Origin of the sequence: Flammeovirga yaeyamensis, from assembly GCF_018736045.1 — a bacterium.
Taxonomy (GTDB): domain Bacteria; phylum Bacteroidota; class Bacteroidia; order Cytophagales; family Flammeovirgaceae; genus Flammeovirga; species Flammeovirga yaeyamensis.
The window spans coordinates 962,274-981,967 of sequence record NZ_CP076133.1; the positions used below are offsets into that span (position 1 = coordinate 962,274).

The 19,694-nt window shown below is 36.5% G+C and carries 9 protein-coding genes; all 9 read left to right on the forward strand.

All coding sequences use genetic code 11. The features are described 5' to 3' along the window. Positions 1 to 38: 38 nt before the first annotated feature. The 9 genes from KMW28_RS23720 to KMW28_RS23760 all read left to right on the forward strand — a co-directional run bounded on the left by KMW28_RS23720 (position 39) and on the right by KMW28_RS23760 (position 19,678). Positions 39 to 2,417 (forward strand): alpha-L-rhamnosidase-related protein, encoded by a 2,379-nt coding sequence (locus KMW28_RS23720; protein WP_169661914.1) that lies wholly within the window; start codon positions 39 to 41, stop codon positions 2,415 to 2,417. Positions 2,418 to 2,428: 11 nt separating this feature from the next. Further along, positions 2,429 to 3,883 (forward strand): sulfatase, encoded by a 1,455-nt coding sequence (locus KMW28_RS23725; RefSeq protein WP_169661913.1) that lies wholly within the window; start codon positions 2,429 to 2,431, stop codon positions 3,881 to 3,883. Positions 3,884 to 4,354: 471 nt separating this feature from the next. After that, positions 4,355 to 7,456 (forward strand): SusC/RagA family TonB-linked outer membrane protein, encoded by a 3,102-nt coding sequence (locus KMW28_RS23730; RefSeq protein WP_169661912.1) that lies wholly within the window; start codon positions 4,355 to 4,357, stop codon positions 7,454 to 7,456. 11 nt (positions 7,457 to 7,467) lie between these two features. Beyond that, a complete protein-coding gene (locus KMW28_RS23735; RefSeq protein WP_169661911.1) occupies positions 7,468 to 9,300 on the forward strand; it encodes a RagB/SusD family nutrient uptake outer membrane protein in 1,833 nt (610 codons plus the stop codon). A gap of 2 nt (positions 9,301 to 9,302) precedes the next feature. Beyond that, positions 9,303 to 11,507, forward strand: a complete 2,205-nt coding sequence (locus KMW28_RS23740) for a hypothetical protein (RefSeq protein ID WP_169661910.1) — start codon at positions 9,303 to 9,305, stop codon at positions 11,505 to 11,507. Positions 11,508 to 11,693: 186 nt separating this feature from the next. Continuing rightward, positions 11,694 to 14,057 (forward strand): glycoside hydrolase family 2 TIM barrel-domain containing protein, encoded by a 2,364-nt coding sequence (locus KMW28_RS23745; protein WP_205958097.1) that lies wholly within the window; start codon positions 11,694 to 11,696, stop codon positions 14,055 to 14,057. Between the two features lie 21 nt (positions 14,058 to 14,078). Next, positions 14,079 to 15,908 (forward strand): alpha-1,3-galactosidase-related protein, encoded by a 1,830-nt coding sequence (locus KMW28_RS23750; protein WP_169661909.1) that lies wholly within the window; start codon positions 14,079 to 14,081, stop codon positions 15,906 to 15,908. A 181-nt stretch (positions 15,909 to 16,089) separates the two neighbouring features. Continuing rightward, complete coding sequence (locus tag KMW28_RS23755) at positions 16,090 to 19,008, forward strand: Kelch repeat-containing protein (RefSeq protein ID WP_169661908.1); 2,919 nt, start codon at positions 16,090 to 16,092, stop codon at positions 19,006 to 19,008. A 1-nt stretch (position 19,009) separates the two neighbouring features. Next, on the forward strand, positions 19,010 to 19,678 hold the full coding sequence (locus KMW28_RS23760; RefSeq protein ID WP_169661907.1) for a T9SS type A sorting domain-containing protein: 669 nt from the start codon (positions 19,010 to 19,012) through the stop codon (positions 19,676 to 19,678). Positions 19,679 to 19,694 lie beyond the last annotated feature (16 nt).

Sequence of the window (19,694 nt, forward strand, 5' to 3'; positions counted from 1 at the left end):
CAATTATTGAATTGTATGAAATTAAATGAACTAACAAAATGAAATTATTACTCAAAAAAATAATTCTTAGTAGCCTATTACTATTAGTGTCTACAGCTATTTTTTCAAACCCCATTGATTGGGGAAATGCCCAATGGATATGGCAAGAAAAGGACAGTCCTTCCAATACATGGATGTGTTTTAGAAAAACGGTTGAATTAGAAAAAGTACCAGAAATCATAGAAGCCCATATCTCTGTTGATAGCAAATTTTGGTTATGGGTTAACGGAGAAATGGTCATGTTTGAAGGTGGGTTATCGAGAGGTCCAAGTCAGGCAGGAGAATGGAATAGAAAGGAAAAAATTACACCCGCTAATTCATGGTATGAAACTGTAAATATCCAATCGCATTTAAAAGAAGGAAAAAATACCATTGCCATTTTAGTTTGGTATTGGGGTAGGGAAACGCATAAAGGAACACATATCGATAGTAAAAAAGGAGGTTTACTTTTCCATTCTCAAATAGGAAATCAAACTGTTGTTTCTGATAAATCTTGGAACGTATTACAACATACTGCTTATGATAACTCCATTGAACCACCAAGTAAAAACTTAACTCAATATGGAGTACAATTTGATGCTCAAAACGCTTTGAATGATTGGACATCAAAGGCTTGGTATATGCCCGATTATAATGATAAAAAATGGAAGAAGGCGACTGAAAAAGGGAAGTTAGGGATAGCTCCATGGTATAATGTAGAACCCAACATTGTTCCTCATTTAATTAATCATGGCTTAGCAAATTATGAAAATCATGAAGAACTTAATTTACCTTTTGAAAGTAATGGGAAGGTCTTAAAATGTAAACTTCCTTTCAATAAACAGATTAATCCTTATTTTGAGATTGAGTCGAAAACTGCAGGAGATACCATTTTTATCACTACCGATAATCATCTAAATCAAATTACAGCTACCTATGTAACAAAAAAAGGAAAACAGTCTTTTGAGTGTTTTTCATGGATGAATGGACATGATATCAAATATACTTTTCCAAAAGGAATCAAAGTCAATGTTCTAAAATACCGTTGGATGAGTGTAGGAAAGATGGCAGGGTCTTTTGAAGTGGACGACCCTTTTTATACTCGTCTTTGGGAGATGGGTAACAACACTTTATTTGTTTGTGCTCGTGATAACTTTATGGACTGTCCGGATAGAGAAAGAGCATTATGGATAGGTGATGTAGCTGATCAGGCAAGTTACCTTTTCTATTCCATGGATAATGCTGGTCGTCAGTTGTTGAAAAAAGCAATTTTACAGACCATGATGTTCAGTGAAGATGGAGTAATCGGAGCTTTGGGTCCATTGAGAGTAAGAGAATTAGTTTCTCAAAGTTTACAATTTATATCTGGAGCAATCTGGCCTTACTATCTGAATACAGGTGACAAAGCAACTTTAGAAAAAGTATATCCTTACGTTTTTAGCTACTTGGATTTATTTCCAATGCAAGAGAATGGTTTGCCTGAATATAGAAGAGGAAAAAGCGCAGACACATGGGATTGGCTAGATTGGGGAGTTGAGAACACGATTGATAAAGAACCCATTCAAATGGCATTTTACTATTTAGCTTTGAAAGAAGCCCATAAAATGGCAAATGTAGTAGGAAACAAAGAACACATACAGTGGTATCAATCACGTATTGAATCAATGGAAATTGCTTATGATAAAGCTTATTGGAAAGATGGTTTTTATAGTACTGATATCAAGAAGTTTAAAGACGATAGAGCAAACGCCATTGCTATCGTTTCGGGAATCGCTAAGCCAAAATATTATAATCAAATTGTAGATAATGTGTTGATCCCTAATCGTTTTTCGAGTCCTCATTTCGAATGGATTGTAGAAGAAGCCATGTGTATTGCCGGAAGACATGAAGCCTCATTAAAAAGAATGAAAGAGCAGTATCAAAGTCAGGTAAACCGAAAAGGAATGACGACTTTATACGAGAAATTCCCAAAAGGAGGAAGTTATAATCATGCTTGGAATGCTCCTAACACTATTTTATCAAAATATATCGCAGGTGTTCAGCCGACGGCTGTAGCTTGGAGCGAATTTGAAATTTCGCCCACATTATTACACATCAAAAAGCTATCAGAAAAGATTCCGACAGTAAAGGGAACTATTGATTTTACGATTAATGTAACAAGTCAACAATATGAAATAGACTTACATTCTCCAAAAGAAACGAAAGCCATTATTGGTATTCCTAAGGGTAATAAGAAGATCCAAAAAGTACTGGTGAATGGTCGTGAAGTATGGAAAGATGGGAGTTTTATAAATAAACTTCATGGTCTCTCTTTTGAGAAAGACGTGGACAACTTTTTAAAGTTTAAGCTTACAGGAGGGGAGTATATAGTTAAGGCAATTTATGAAGAGGAATTGTAAAAAAAGACATTATGAAATTTTATATCAGTCTACTCTTCTTTTTGTTTTTTCAAATCAGGAGTAATGTATTCGCCCAAGACAAGCCCAATGTTTTATTCATTGCCATAGATGATCTAAACGATTTTGTGGGTTGCATGAATGCCTCAATAAAAGCCTATACACCAAATATCGATAGACTAGCAGATCAGGCTGTTTTATTTACGAATGCACATTGTCAGGCACCCATTTGCGGACCTTCAAGGGCAAGTATTATGACAGGGTTGCAACCATTTACTTCAGGAAATTACTTGCAATTAAAGGATAGGGATATACAAAAAGGAAATGAAAAAGTAGCCAATAGTATCTTAATGCCCGATTATTTTAAAAAATATGGCTACAAGACGATGGCTGCAGGAAAAATTTACCATGGAGGAGATCAGTTAAATTCTTTTGATGAATATGGAGGGCGTTTTTCTTGGTTTGGACCAAAACCTAAAGAGCGTATGAATTATGATCCCAAAAAAATACCACATAAAATAGGGAATACGTTAACCGATTGGGGTGCTTTTCCAACTCATGATAGCTTAATGACTGATTACCAAGTAGCGGAATGGATAATTGATAAACTAAACGAAGAACATCAAAAACCATTCTTTTTAGCTGCTGGATTTTTAAGTCCTCATGTTCCATGGCATGCCCCACAAGAATGGATGGATAAGTTTCCAATAGATAAAATTGAGTTGCCTCCATACCTAAAAGAGGATAATGATGATATTTCTGAAATGGCCAAAAAGGTAAATGATGCTCCAATGATGCCTACAACAGAAGAGATGATCAGGCAAGGACAGTGGAAAAACATCATACAATCTTACCTAGCATGTGTCGCTTTTATGGACGCCCAAGTGGGTAAACTATTGGATGCACTCGAAAAATCATCCTATGCTGATAATACCATTATTGTATTATGGTCAGACCACGGTTATCATTTAGGGGAAAAAAATAGGTTTGCCAAGCAATCGCTTTGGGAGAGAAGTACCCGTACTATACTTTTATTTAAACCATTAAATTCTAAAAAAGGACGTTGTGATCAGCCGGTGCAACTATTAGATATCTACCCCACCTTATTAGACTTATGTCAGTTGCCTGCTTACAGTTTAGCCGAAGGTCATTCTCTTATACCTTTAATAGAAAACAATAAAATGGAATGGAAGTTTCCAGCACTTTCGTCTTATGGTGTAGGGAATATAGCAATAAGGAATAATGATTTTCGATTGGTCCAATATGAAGATGGTTCCTCAGAGTTGTATGATATGAAAAAAGATCCTGATGAATGGACGAACCTCTCCAACAATAAAAAGTATGCTAAGGTAAAGAAACAACTCCAACAATGGATACCCAAAGAATGGGCTCCATTATCTAAATATTCAAAATATAATTTCAATGAATATTTTAAAGAAAAATCAAATAGCAATAAAACAATTAAGTGATATAAAAGGAGTATATATTAGAAGTAATGCTAAAGTTTACACAGAAGAACTTTAGCATTAATTTTTTATACCCATCCCCAAAACAGACACCCAAATAACTATCAAATACATTTATTTAACGCTTTAAATCTGCAAACGCCCATCAATTTTATTACCTTTGAAGCGTAAATAGCAAAGCATTTTTTTTAATGATAAGTGACTAAATAACTTCATTTTTTATACCGCTAGGCACATTTATCCTCATAGATACACACTTTATATTGTCAAATACACTGATTTTTTGAAAGTGAGATACATTTGATTTATCAAAACAAAAACAACTGTTCAATTCGCTTGTATGCGATGACATCAAATACACTTTTTAAAAATTAAACTTATTGGAATGAAATAGAAAAAGTATAGCTAGGCGGGGTCGCAGAGAAATCTGCAAAAATTTATGAAATGGATTAACACTTAATTTATCTAAAACGTATGGAACAGACGAATACTGTTTTCAAAGTGATTAAATATTGTAAATCATCTGTACTATTATTTTCGCTTCTTATACTATCATTTAACTCTTTTGGACAAACTCTAAAAATTAAGGGTAAAGTTATTAGTGAAGATGATAAGATGGAATTACCGGGTGTAAACGTAAGGATTCTTGGTACTAACCAAGGTACGATTACAGACTTTCGTGGTAATTATGAATTAATGGCTGAATCAGGAGAGACATTGGAATTCAGTTTCATTGGTATGGAAACCCAAACTGTAAAGCTTTCTACTCAAACCGTTATTGATGTAGTATTAAAAACTGATGTTCAATTATTAGACGAGGTAGTTGCCATTGGTTATGGTGAACAAAAGAAAAAAGAAGTATCAGGAGCAGTGGCTCACGTTTCTAATGAGTCCTTCTCAAACTTTGTAACTGGAGATGTATCTAATGCACTTCAGGGTCAAATTGCTGGTGTAAATGTATCTACGAGTGGTTCGCCGGGTGCGGACGCTGTAATACAAATTCGTGGTGTAAGTACCGTTTCGGATATGGCGGGGGCAACAGAGCCTTTATATGTTGTAGATGGTATTCCACAAAATGAAAACCCAAGATTAGCACCATCGGAAATTCAATCGATGGACATCTTAAAAGATTTGGCATCATGTGCAATTTATGGTACTAGAGGTGCAAACGGTGTAATTTTAATTACCACCAAAAAAGGACAAGAAGGAAAACTAAGTGTAAGTATTGATGGTTCTTTTGGTGTGAAAAATATTGTTTCTGGAATTGATTTAATGAACACTCAACAGCAAGTGTACTTTGATCAAGTGAAAGAAAGAAATAGAGGTGCAAACGATTGGGATAACTCCACTAACTTACCTATCCCTAGAAATCCAGCTTTCTTTAGTAATGATACCAACCTTTCTGATGTTGTGATTTTAGATAATCAACCAACACAGAGCTACAACTTAGGTGTAAATGGTGGATCTAAAGGTTTAACTTATAATGTAACTGCAGGTTACTACGACGATCAAGGTTCTCTGATCAATTCAGGATTCTCAAGATTTAACGGTCGTGCGGGTATGAACTATAAAAAAGATAAATGGCATATTAGTTCATCTATCGGTATTACGTCAGAAAACTTGGCAAGAACATCTAGTAACTTACTGACGCAAACAATCCGTTATGCGCCGTATAAACCGGTATTAGATTTAACATCAGATATCATCGTAGATGAGAGTGGTTGGAATACAACCAATAACGTGTTAGAGGCAATGCGTCAATTAGATGAGACCAAAAGAGAAAGAGCACAAGCCAACTTAAGTTTAGGTTACGAAATTATTGAAGGGTTGAAAATCCAATCGAATATTGGTTTGAACTCGGTCAATGAATTTAGAGTAAGGTTTAAGCCATTTATCGAAAATTATGATGAAAACGGAATCTTACAATCTGATCCTGCCAATTCATATATCAACAACGAATCTATTCGTCGTACAAGTTTCTCTATCGATGGTCGTTTGTCTTATGTGAAAAAATTTGGTAAGCACAAGATCTCAGGTATCTTGGGTGTTTCGAACGAATCACATTCAAGAGAAAGTTTCTTTGCTGAAAGAACAGGTATTGTAGATAACTCCATTCGTGTGCTGAATGGTGCAGCTTTAGCAGCATCGGCAACATCAGGTTATAACTATACTTACAATATTATCGGTACTTTAGGTCGTATAACTTACGATTACGATAGCCGTTACATGTTCTCCGTTTCGGGTAACTACAACGGTAACTCAAAATTCGCAGAAGGGAAAAAATGGAAATTCTTCCCGTCAGCATCGGCAGCATGGAACATTGCCGAAGAAGAATTCTGGGAAAGCTTCTCACGTGTAAATAACAACTTTAAGATCCGTGCTTCTCATGGTCAGGTAGGTGGACAAAGTTTCTTGCCTTACACAGATAAAGCAACGATTCAAAACGGAATGGACTACCCATTCGGTTCGGGTGGTTTCCCAACACTTTACTTTGGTGCAGCACAACAAAGCTTTGCTAACGGAAACGTACAGTGGGAAACATCTATCCAAAATAACATTGGTATCGATTTAGGTTTCATGGGTAACAAGTTCATCTTGAATGCCGATTTATACCATACGCAAAAATCCGATATGTTATTCCCTGTTCAATTACCTCCATCGGGTGGTGCAGGAACAGGAGCGGATTCTAAAATGACGATGAACATTGGTAACATGGTCAATAAAGGTTTAGAATTAGCTGGTACATTTAAAGGGAAAACAGGAGGAGTGAATTGGACGGTTACAGGTACATTCACAAAGAACATCAACGAGATCACAAGCTTAAATACAGAAGAGTTTATTTATACAACAGACAATGGTTTAATTTCTGGAGCCTCTTCTACTTCTAAAATTACAGCCTTTTCACAAGGATACGAAGCGGGTGCTTTCTTCTTGTACAAAACGGATGGAGTAGTTAAATCTGATGAACAATTAAGAGAGTATCAAAAGATTAAGCCAGATGCTAGATTGGGCGATTTGATCTACTTAGACACCGATGGTGATGGTCAGATTACAGATGCTGATAGAGTGTATATGGGATCAGGTTTCTCTGATTTTGAAACAGGCTTAATCCTGAACCTTACCTGGAAAAACTTCGATTTTATGATGCATTGGTATGCTGCAATTGGACACAGTGTAATGAACGGTTCAATGGCCATGGCTTATTCAGAAGGCAGACATGCAGATCAAGTAAATACTTGGAACAGAGCTAATCCTAATTCTGATGTACCAGCGTATAGAGGAACAACAAAAGAGCACGATAACTTTAGAGGTTATACAGATTTATGGTTAGAAGACGGATCGTATTTGAGATTAAAGAATATTCAAATTGGATATACCCTACCTCAAACAGTATTGAAAAAATTGGGTATGGCGAATTGTAGACTATTTGTCTCTGCTCAGAACCCATTAACGATTACGAATTACACAGGTTACGATCCTGAAGCAGCAGGTAATGGAGTGTCTTCTAGAGGTTTGGATAAAGGTAACTACCCTATCTCAGCATTGTACTTAACTGGATTTAAATTAAACTTCTAAAAACCACTGAAATGAATTTATTTAAAAGAACATATAGAAATATAGGTTGGTTTTTGATAGTATCCTTCTTATCTGTAGGGTGTGCAGATCAATTGAACGAAACCAACCCGAACGCTAAGCCGGTAGAAGATTATTTTAAGAATCTAACGGAATCGGATAAGGTATTAACAGCGGCTTATTCTTCTTTATTAAATCATTACAATTTAAATATTGTACAAGAGGCTTGGAGAACAGACGAAGGGTACCCTTCACATTCACAAGGTAGACCACAGTTTTATAAGCAAGGAGAACCTTGGTACTTTAAAACGTTTACCAACTCTCAAGTGGAGATCAATAAGAAATGGGATGCTTTATATAAAGGCGTATTCAGAGCGAATCAATTAATCGAAGGATTAAATGGTCCTCTTGCCGATCAAAATGAAGATCCAAACTGGATTTCTCAAATGGCACAAGCAAGAATGCTAAGAGGTATTTTCCACTTTTACTTGTATCAGTCATTTAATAATGGTCGAGTAATCATTAGAGATAAAGTACCGGTTACATTGGAAGATTTCAATATTCCAGTTTCTTCAAAAGCAGAAGTAAGAGCATTCATTTTAGAGGATTTTGAGTATGCTTACGAAAACCTTCCAGGAAGATTAGCCAATGAAGCTGAGCAAGAATTGGCAGCAGGTAGAATGAACAAAGGTATTGCAGCCATGTTCTTGGGTAATTTGTATTTATTGGAGTCGCCAGCACATATTGATGGAGACGAATTTAATCCAGATTATGATATGGCGAAGAAATACTACGAAGAATTAATTTTCTCAGGTGAGTACCCTTACCAATTAGAACAGGACGCAAGTATTTTCTTTACAAGAGCAGGTCAGTTTAACAAGGAATCTATCTTCGAAATTGTCTACGACGATAACTTAAAACCAGAAATGGACCGTTGGGACGAGCAATCACCTAGTAACCGTTGGGCAAGATTTACTGCACCGGGTTCTCAAGGTGGACAAAGAATCTTAACACCAAATGCTTGGTTGGCGTATGCTTATAAAACGGAAGTGAAAGACACAAAAGATGTGAGAAACTTTGTGTTTGATGTAGATGAAGAAGGCAATGATATTTTAGTAGAAAGACAAGTTTCTTTAAGATCATCGGCAATGATTAGTTTAGTAAACGATATCAATACTCCTTACTACAGATCGTTAATGACGCCAGAAGCGGTGACTTTCGGTAAATATGAGTTCGCTTACTTTAAAAAGTACACCAACCACGACATCATTACATCAGAAAATAACTTACCAAAAGGTGCTTACTATTCTGGTAAAAATGTATGTGTGAACAGATTGTCTGAAGCTTATTTGAACCTTGCTGAATGTTATTTAGCAACCGGAAATACTGCAAGAGCAATTGAATTGATCAATACTATTCGTACGCGCTGGGGCTTACAGTTAATCGGTCTATCGAATGGTGATACAGCCCACGATTACGATGAGAAAACATATACATCTGAAGACGTTTGGAATCATTTGATGTACATCGAAAAACCATTGGAATTATCAGCAGAAGGTCACTCGATCCGTTGGATTGATATGAGACGATGGGGAATCATTGCATCAAGATTCGATTTCTTAAAAGACGATGCATATAAAACAGAACGCTTCACTTTTGAAGATTCTGAAGGAAATACAGTAAAAAGGAATAGAGCAGAATTGTTCCCATATGTAAATGGAGAGGTAACAACAAGTATTCGAATAGTCGATTGTTTGGATGCTTCTATGAACTACATCCCTCAATTACACGATTATTTACCGTTACCACTTGAGGAAATTATATCTAACCCTAATCTTGGACAATAACAATGAAGTTTACTAAAAATATATCGTTTATCTTTTTACTTCTAATCACTGTTATTGGATGTAATAAAGAAGAAGAAGAAATTCCATCATGGTCAGACGTATCGTGGTATACAGAAGCAGGTGGATTCGCTCATTCTAATTTGGTAAGAAATACCGGTGAGGCTATGTCATTTATTGATTTATCTCAAGGAGTAAATTCTCATGAGTGGGTGCTAGATAGTGGTAATTACTTTATCGGATCGGAATACCTTAAAGGAGATGATTTAAGAAACCATATTTTACCAGATCTAGATAGAGTTTCTACTTCTCACAGTATTAATGTATTGTTTACAGAATCAGGTTTTCAAGGTGTAAGACTTCATAATACCTACTACTACCCTGTAACGTACATTGGTAAAGGGAATAGAGTAGATGAAGCTGGAAACGAAATTCCTGATACGTTAGAAGCGCACCTAGGTGATGATGGAATGTGGGTAATTGATACCACTTTCTATGTAAATGTATTCGCTCCATTGGAACCAGAAATGCAAATCGAATACGATGGAGAAGTATTGGCAAGAGTCACTCAAGATCTTATCTTTTTAGGTGATGACGAAGAAGGAATCACTTATGACCCTTCAGACAATTCTACTTGGCCATCATTGACCGTTCCAGTTGGAGAGAGTATCATTTACAGAGATTTGACGACAATAGGTAGACCAGAAACTAGAACTTGGACTTTCCCTCAAAACTCAGAAATCATCGATTTTTATGAAGATGAGGTATATACTGATGCTGAAAATTCATCAGTTGTTGAATTACAGATGTTGTCAACGAAGTCCACTAATGCTGGAGCTATGTCATCAGAGCGATTAAAGCCTGATCAAATAGCTGCTTCGGAGACATTAAAATTACCATTATTATTAACTCCCGAAGTATCAGATATCCGTGCAGCCTATGAAGTATACAAAGGCGATGAGTTAATCTTAAAAGTAGGTAGTACAGATCAGCCTTCAGAAGACGAAAGCACTTGGGCTGAAATAGTGGTAGAAAAAGGAGATCAATTAAAGTTAGTCGATGTTTCTTACCGAGGTATCGTAGATTATTCTAAAGTTTCTAGAACATGGAATTTATATGATGGTACTACTGCTACCGACTCTGTTTCTTATGTAGCTTATAACGATTTAACATCAGGAGATGAATACTTTAAAGTTGGTACTTTCCAAATCGATAGAGAAAAAGACAATGCATCTGGCATTGAAGCAAGTACAGATGCTAAAGTGATTCCTCTAAAAGTTAAAGTGGAAATTGAGCAACGTCCTACATTTAAAGAGGGAGCTATTACTTCAGAAAGAAATGCAACACCAGCGGTAGGTGTTTACGATAAACTGATCACATTTAATGTATCAGAAAACTTACAGGCAATTGCGGATCAAGATCTAGCGAAGCAAAGCTTTGAAGTAAAAGTTAGCAACTCAGCATCTGGATTAGCAGAAACAGTATTTGATATTGCTTCTGTTTCTGTAAGCGATATCAACAGTAAGAAAGTAGAGATCCGTTTGGTGGATGAAATCTACAATTCAGATCAAATTACTGTTGCTTATACTGGTCAGGCCAACAATGCCATTATTTCTGAAGCAGGTGCAAGTTTAGAAGACTTCGCTCAAGAATCGATCATCTTATATGGTAAGGAAAGTATCTTGGATGCTGATCGTGCAGGATTTGAAATCGATAAAGATGGCAAGCCGGAAGAAGCAGACGGATGGTTCTATCAAGGAACAAATTATTATATAAGAACAACAGATAAAGCTTTTACAGGGAATTACTCTATGAGTTTTAATGCTCCTAACAAAGATTTCTTAAATAATACAAGAGACCGTTTAACTACTCAAATTAATGTATTTGACTTTGGAAATACATTTAAGGAGAACGATCCAATCCGCATCAGCTTTAAAATATATATTCCAACAGGAAGTCCATTTACAGATGGATTGGTAGTGAGGTTCCAATCGCCAACAGCAAATGTTACTCAGGTATCGACTGCAGGGGTGACTAGAGATCAGTGGGAAGATATCACAATTGATATGATTTCTGCAGGTGATTTAGTTACTAATCAGCAATTGACGATTATGATCCAAAAAGGTGACCTAGCCGGAGTATCTGATACGGATCCGATCACATTCTATTTGGATGATATCAGTATGACGCTTTACGAGGCAAGACCTTAACGGAAGTACTTGATATATAGAAAGGTTGTCTTATAAAAATAGGACAACCTTTTTTGTAATCTCTTAATCAGTTCATCATCAATTGATTTCTAAATGTCTGCATTAATAAACTTTATAAAAAAAGACATCTATTTTATGCAAAAGCACACCCCTACAACACCTATGCTCTAATTTTGAGGTATCGAAATGAAAACATTATTTATGAGAATCTTTAAAATAAATTTTATCATTCAGTTTATTTTCATGCTGACGTTGCAACAGACATTTGCTGCCGACAAAGTAAACTTTAATGATAACTGGAAATTCCAGAGAGAAATTAGCCCCGTTTCTATAAATGAAACTGAAGTACTTAAAGCAAACTTCGACGACTCTAAATGGGAGTCGGTTAAACTTCCGCATACCACGAACATCGAACCTCTTCCAGTAAACGATCAATGGCAGGGGATCGCTTGGTATAGAAAACAATTCCAATTAGATAAAAAATTAACTGATAAGAAGATTATTATTGAGCTGGAAGCAGCCATGAACTATTCGCAAGTTTGGGTGAATGGTCAATTAATCAAGGAACATCAAGGTGGTTACTTGCCCGTAGTATTTGATATTACATCGGTCGCTAAATTCGATGCCCCTAACACTATTGTTGTTCGTTTAGACAATACAGACAACGAGGTGACAGGCCCAAAACCATTAAAGCGTTTGGACTTTAATATGTACGGTGGCTTGTATAGAAATGCATGGTTGATCTCTAAAAATAAAGTACACATCACTCATCCTATTTTGGAAAACAAAGTAGCAGGTGGTGGCATCTTTGTGACTTACCCGGAAGCTTCAAAAGAGAAAGCAGTAGTCAATATCAAAACACACATTAGAAATGCAAACAATCGTTCTTCTGATGTGAAAGTGGTGCACGAGTTGGTAAGAAACAACAAAGTGATCAAGAAGTCGAAGGCGAGTAAGTTGACATTATCTAAGGGACAAGATCAAACCAATGAGGTCAACTTAGAAATTAAGAAGCCTTTATTATGGTCGGTAGATGCACCCAACTTATACAAGTTAGTCACTAAGATTTACTATAAGAATCAATTAGTTGATCAAGAAGAAACAACTATTGGTATTCGTAGAATGGAGTTCAAAGGAACGAAATTCTATATGAATGGAGAGGAGCAGTTCATGAGAGGAGTCAACAGACATCAGGAGTATCCTTATGTTGGTTACGCTTTGTCGGACAATGCTCAGGTAAGAGATGCTATTAAAATTAAGAATGCTGGTTTCGATTTTGTAAGGTTATCACACTATCCGCACTCTCCATCTTTTATGCACGCTTGTGACTCTTTAGGTCTAGTAGTTTTGGATGCGATTTTAGGATGGCAATACTATAACGAGACAGAGGCGTTTAGAAATCAGATGTTCAATGCATCAAGAGATTTGGTAAGAAGAGATAGAAATCATGCTTGTGTTACGGCATGGGAAGTTTCGCTGAATGAGACAAAAAATATGCCTTTGGAGTTTAGAGAAAAACTATCAGCAATAGCACACGAAGAATATCCTGGCGACCAATGTTTCACTGCAGGTTGGATGGCCGAAGGTTGGGACATTTTCCTACAAGCACGTCAGCATAAAATTATGCATAAGGATACAGGTATTACAGAAAAACCGTATGCGGTTTCTGAGTACGGCGATTGGGAATATTACTCGAATAATGCTGGTCTGAATCAGGATAAAATGCCGAAAAGTGAGCGATACGAAACAAGTAGTAGACAAGCAAGAGCATTTGGTGAAGCACGACTTTTAAATCAGGCTTACAACGTGCAAGAAGCATTTAACGATAACAAAACAACTTCTGCATTTGCGGATAGCTATTGGGTAATGTACGATTACACTCGTGGTTACCATAAAGATTTAGAATTGTCGGGTCTGATGGACATTTATAGAATTCCTAAGTTCGCTTATTACTTCTACCAATCTCAGCGTCCAGTATCAGAACAATACCCTGCGATGGTGAAGTTGGCTACTTACTGGCAAGAAGATTCTCCTTTGGACATTAAAGTCTACAGCAATTGTGAGGAGGTAGCGTTGTATCTCAACGATCAATTGATAGAAACGAAGAAACCAACGAAAGATAAAATTTCTGAGCATTTAGAATTTCCTCCAATCACTTTTAACTTAAAACAATTTACTTCGGGTACTTTAAAAGCAGTAGGTAAAATTAATGGCAAAGTGGTGATTGAAGACATCGTGAGAACTCCAGGTAAAGCGGTTAAGATCGAGGTAGCATTGGATAAAAGTGGTGTAGAGGTTTCTGAAAATCAGAATGATATTGTATTTGTGTATCTAAAAGTAGTGGATGCGAACGGTACAGTTGTAGAGAAATTCAACGAGAAAATGGATGTTCAATTGACTGGAGATATCGAGTTGATGAACAACCAAGAAATCAAAGCAGAAGCAGGTATCGGTACTGCTGTTATTAGAGTAAATTCTCTTGACAAAAACATCGACATTAAAGCAACATCAAAAAATGGATTGGAAGGTACGCTTCAGTTATTGAAGTAGTACAAATAAAACAGTATTCCTATGAAAAATATTAATCAACTTTGGTCCTTAATCGGATTACTTTTTATCACTTTTAGCGGTTATGCAGGTGAGGTAATTACATTCACTCCTAAAGCGGGAGACAGGACTTACGAAATTAGACAAGCATTAGAAAAAGCTTCTAAAAACGACTTAACTGTAGTTTTTGAAAAAGGAGAATACCTTTTCAAACCTGATTTGGCGTACGAACAAGAATGTTTTGTCACCAACCACGAAAATGGAGTAAAAAGAATTGCTTTCCATTTTAATGGATTTAAAAATTTAACGATCAAAGGAAATAGTTCGGACTTCATTTTCCACGGTCAGATGATGCCTTTCCGCTTTGATAACTGTGAAAACGTCAAAGTGGAAGGTTTCCAAATCGATTGGGACATTCCTTTCTCATTCCAAGCAGAGATTATCGAAGTAAACGAAAAAGAAGGATGGAGAATCGTAAAACCATTTACAGATGGATTCTCTTGGAAAATGAAAGGACAAAGAATTGTCTTCCCTGAAATCGATGAGTTTAGTTTCTCATGTTTGGGATCGTCATTACCTTTTGATCCTGAAACGAAGAATGTAGTTCACGGTGCTCACGATCAAACATCTATCCCAACTAAAGTAGAACGTTTGAGCAACGGTAATTTAAAAATCTATGAGAAACAAAAGTACTTTGCACCTGTAGGTTCAATTCTTCACTCAAAAGGTAAGAAAGGAGAGAACAGATACGCACCTGCTTTCCAAATGATCAACTCTAAAGATCTTCACTTCGATAATACAGTGGTTCATCATGCTATCGGAATGGGTTATTTAGCAGAAAAATGTGAGAATGTAACCATTATCAATAGTGGGGTGTACTTAAAAGAAGGAACAAACAGAGTCGTTTCTTCTCTTGCTGATGCAACACACTTCTGTAACGTAAAAGGCGATATCTTAGTAGAAAATTGCCGTTTCGAAAACATGTTAGACGACGGTACGAATGTTCACGGTACTTATGTTGTTGTAGATGAAGTAGTGGATAATCATACAGTACGTGTGAAATTGGCACACTTCCAACAAACAGGTTTTGAGTTTACTGAAAAAGGAGATGAAATTTGGTTTATCCATGCACCATCACCATCAAGAAAAGAGGTGAATACAGTAGCGAAGGTAGAATACATTAACTCTACTTTTTCAAACATCACATTTGATGAAAAATTGCCAGCAGAATTGAAAAAAGGGGACTTGTTGGAAAACAAAACATACAACCCAGTATTTACCATGAGAGGTTGTGTGATTCAAAATCACAGAGCTAGAAACATTGTATTGAAAAGTCCATTAAAGACAGTGATCGAGAACAATAAATTATCTTCAATGATGTCGTCTATCCTCTTCAGAGGTGAGTCGTATTACTGGTACGAGTCGGGTGCGGTAGAAGATGTGTTGATTCAAAATAACGAATTTACCAACTGTGCTATTTCAGGTAAGGAACACGCAGTAATGTGGGTTACTCCACGTTTAGGAAAGGACTATTCTACAACAGAGGATTTCGATCACGGTATCAAGTTTATTAATAATACGATTAGAACATTCGATGCTAGAATTGTGAGAGCAGATAGAGCTGCCGATCTTCTAATCAAAGGAAATAAAATCTATCAAACAACGGAATTAACACCATTATTCCCAGATAGAGCACAGTTCGAATTCGATAATTGTAGTAGAGTAGAGGTATCGAACAATACCTACGAGGGCGAAGAAAGATTAGGGTTTAAAGCAGATGAGAAATCGAAAAAGACATTGAAAATTAAAAATAACAGTGGAATCAAAAACTCAACTAAATTCTCACAAAAGTAATTAAAGATATTAGATTTAATTTTAACTAAATTCGAGGTTATAAGAAAGGGGTAGGTCGTTGATCTACCCCTTTTTTTATGCATAAACATAGAGGTACAAAAGAAGTATTCGTTAATACATATAATTCTATCCTTAAAGTGATCTTTATCTCAAGAAATGATTTGAAATTGACTATTAAGGAATGAAATTAAACTTTACATTATTCTTTCTCTATCTACTCCTATCAAATACGTGTTGCATACATGCACAATCAACTTTTGATTATCAATTTGATAGAAATACATCACAGTGGACCTCCGATCAGGAGAACATTTGGGCTGTTCAATCCGATCCAGCCAACACTAAGGATGCACTTAAAATAACGGCTTTCTCCAAGCCAAAGTACAAGTACATCTACAGCATAGAAACGGCAAGTACAATTTTGCTGGTTAGAACGGCAAAGAAAGGGGATCATAACATCATTATTGGTAGCGACTATGATGGTCAGTTAATGGGAATGGATTACAATGGAAATATCCTTTGGAAGAACCCGCTTTCTGGTTTTATGAACAATGATATTTGGTGTGAGGACATGACTGGAAACGGGAACGACGAAATCCTTTGTGCCAATGCCGACGGTTCTCTTTTCTGTGTAGATACAGATGGAAAAACGTTATGGACGTTCAAGAAAACAGAAGTGCCTTTGTTTTCTGTATCAGTAGTGAATTACCAAGGAAAGAAATATGCCGTTACTGGCGGTTTCGAGCTAAGTCTATTATATATCGACAAAGAAGGTAATCTTATCAAAGAAATTAAAAATGCGTCTTATTCTATTGATAAGGCATGGGGGTCTGGAGATATCCCACAAGGGAATAAGCATGTCAACAATCACATCAAAAAGTTTTACGACCAATACAATGATGAGAAATTGTTGGTGCAAAGTGCTTTCAATGGGAACGCCGCAGATGGTACGATTTATTTATTTGAACCCTTCGCTGATCAGCCTTACGAAATTATTGATCCCGAAATGAGAAAACCCGTTGGTGGTTTACAAGTGGTCAACATGGACGGTAAGATACAAGTGATGATGGGAACGTCGACCTCTGTAACAGATTCTCAATTGATGGTCTATGATCTTTCTGATAAGACTTACAACCAAATTTATTTCCCTGATTATGGAAAGGAGTTCGATCGTTTTGGTTATCGTATCGTAGCTCCTGATGTGTTAGATTATAAAGGAGAAAAGAAATACATGACGTTATTTGGGTCTAGAATTTTCTTATTCTCTAAAGATTTTTGGGAGAATGGAGAAAAGGAAATCTTAGCCAACAGTTATGCGTTCAACGACTTTTATCAGGATCGGACATCAAATAAATTGATCTTGGCGAGTGCCCAAAGTGGAGGTTCTTGTATACATGTTATCGACTTAAGTAATGATGAGTGGGCCGATGAATTTGAAGAATTTGTACCATCAGGAAACATCAAAAAACTGATCAACAATACAAGTAAGGTAAGAGAACAAGTATTGGCTTTTCAACGACCAAATTATGAGCGTGTTCCTTTAGAAACTTTCTTTATGTCGGATACTAAAGACGACATCACTGCACCCTATATCGAAGCGATGAATAGTAATTCTTATGGTGCACAGTTTTATGCCAACATCCACATGCCAAAAGTGGAAAATTGGGATAGAAGCGAGATGGAAAACGAGACTTATAAAAACAAGAGAGATGGTCGTAAAAACTATTCGCTGACTCAACAGGAAGTCTTAGATAAGCTGACGCCTTATTACAGTGAAGGAGTAGGGATAAATTCTTGGGGTGGACACGGTAACGACCCGTACTATTATAGTGTAGAAACCAAAAAGAAGTTGCTCGATGCGAGTAATGGTAAAAGGATGAATTTAATCTATCCCGAATTGGAAAGCACCACCGACGAGTTCTCTTTTGTATTAACTGATTTGTTGCTTCCGATGGCGGACTATGGAAGAGATAAAAACCTAACGATATACTTAAGAAACAAGCATTTATTCTGGTCGGGAATTGTACATAAACCCATTTGGGAAAGAGTACTGAATGGAGAATATGCCGAGGTATTTGTTCCTTCTATGGAGGAAACCACAGATAAGACCATGGAGCTTTCGGTAGCTTCTAGAATGGGCTTGTGGGCGTCCGGAGTATTTGATAATTGGGGAGCAAGAAGTGCCCGAGATAATCCTAGTTTTTTAAGATTAAGACAGAAGTCGCATCAGATGTTACCCAATCATTTCTTACGACAAATGGTGTACAATATCTCATGTGGAGCAAGATATTTAAACAACTTTGCTGTAGACCAAGAATACATGAGTGTGCTTTGGGAAATGGTAGAAAGAGGAGTGATCTTCGTGCCCAAAAGAGAAGAAATCGTTAGTTTTTCCCCAGTGCATTTAAGCATTGTCAACCCCACAGATAATTACATTAAAGATGGTAATAAGGTAAAGTGGCTCACATGGTTTGACGAGACCTACGACGAAAACTCAGACAAACTGTTTGATCGATTAAATGGTTCTTGGCCGGCATCACCAACTAACCCTTGGGACTTCTCTAATTTTGCAGCAGGAGTAAAAGACAGAAGACTTCATTTCTTGCCCAATTATCAAAATGGCATTGTGATGATAACACCTCCCCAAAACGAACATTTTGTTCCTAATGAATTACCAAGGGGATATCTAAAAAATCATCTTCATCCATTGTATAAAGATATTCTAACGGAATACATTTCTGATGGAGAATACTTCTTTTCCGCCGATGGAAATAATGCCTATAAAGCGTCGAGTTATTCTGAGCTGATGAAGGAAGAATTGGAAGAAATGGCCAAACTTATTCCCGTGACTGTCGAAGGAGAAGTAGCATGGGTGGCCGCTCAATCGGCACCTAAACACATCCGTTTGACACTAATTGATGGAGGATACATTAACCCAAGCGACAAAGTAGCTGTGCTTCGATTTGGTTCAGTAACACCTGTGAGAATTACAGATGTATTGTCTGGACAATCAATTTCGATTAGCGAAGAGGCCACAGAAGTAGACATACCTTGTGGTACATTCAGATTTTTAGATGTGGAACTTCAAAATGAATTATAAGATGAAAAGGGTGCAATTATACATAACAACACTATTGGTCTGTCTATCAAATTTAGCTCTTGCACATCAATATGTGGCATTATCAGATACACTTTCGGAGGTGTTAAGTTCGACAGCAATTCAGAGTGATGATTTATTGATAGATCATTTGGATGAAGGAGAATATAGGATCAGTATTGATGTGTTTATCGCCAGTAAGAACACTCAAAAAGAGTTCTTCTTTCAGCTATCTAATCCATGGCATTCCATTCCTTTTGATATATCTGATGTGGATGGCGGACGTTGGGTAACACTCACTAAAGAAGTCACATTTGATGATGGTATTGATCAGGCTTCCATGGGTTTCTTTCTTCCTTTTGATCGTGATAAAGAGACTAAATCCGACTTTTATATAGGAGATATCAATATTCTAAAAACAGGGGATATCACTAACATTGAGGAAAAGAAAAATAGGGTGATCATTTACCCTAACCCTACGCAAGGAATAGTAAATATACAGGGAGAAAATATTCAATCGGTGTATGTTTTTGATGCGATGGGTATTCAAAAAAAACATTACGACACAGCCGTTAAACAATTAAATTTTAAGGACAATCAGAAAGGGATCTACATCATCAAATTATTGATGAAAGACAACAGTATTCAGGTGAGAAAAGTAGTACTGAATTGATTGAACAACTTCATAA

What these genes read in the sequence shown, in the direction of transcription:
- KMW28_RS23720 (WP_169661914.1), top strand. Translation starts at nt 39, where the DNA reads ATGAAATTATTACTCAAAAAAATAATTCTTAGTAGCCTATTACTATTA.
- KMW28_RS23750 (WP_169661909.1), top strand. Translation starts at nt 14,079, where the DNA reads ATGAAAAATATTAATCAACTTTGGTCCTTAATCGGATTACTTTTTATC.
- KMW28_RS23725 (WP_169661913.1), top strand. Translation starts at nt 2,429, where the DNA reads ATGAAATTTTATATCAGTCTACTCTTCTTTTTGTTTTTTCAAATCAGG.
- KMW28_RS23755 (WP_169661908.1), top strand. Translation starts at nt 16,090, where the DNA reads ATGAAATTAAACTTTACATTATTCTTTCTCTATCTACTCCTATCAAAT.
- KMW28_RS23735 (WP_169661911.1), top strand. Translation starts at nt 7,468, where the DNA reads ATGAATTTATTTAAAAGAACATATAGAAATATAGGTTGGTTTTTGATA.
- KMW28_RS23740 (WP_169661910.1), top strand. Translation starts at nt 9,303, where the DNA reads ATGAAGTTTACTAAAAATATATCGTTTATCTTTTTACTTCTAATCACT.
- KMW28_RS23760 (WP_169661907.1), top strand. Translation starts at nt 19,010, where the DNA reads ATGAAAAGGGTGCAATTATACATAACAACACTATTGGTCTGTCTATCA.
- KMW28_RS23730 (WP_169661912.1), top strand. Translation starts at nt 4,355, where the DNA reads ATGGAACAGACGAATACTGTTTTCAAAGTGATTAAATATTGTAAATCA.
- KMW28_RS23745 (WP_205958097.1), top strand. Translation starts at nt 11,694, where the DNA reads ATGAAAACATTATTTATGAGAATCTTTAAAATAAATTTTATCATTCAG.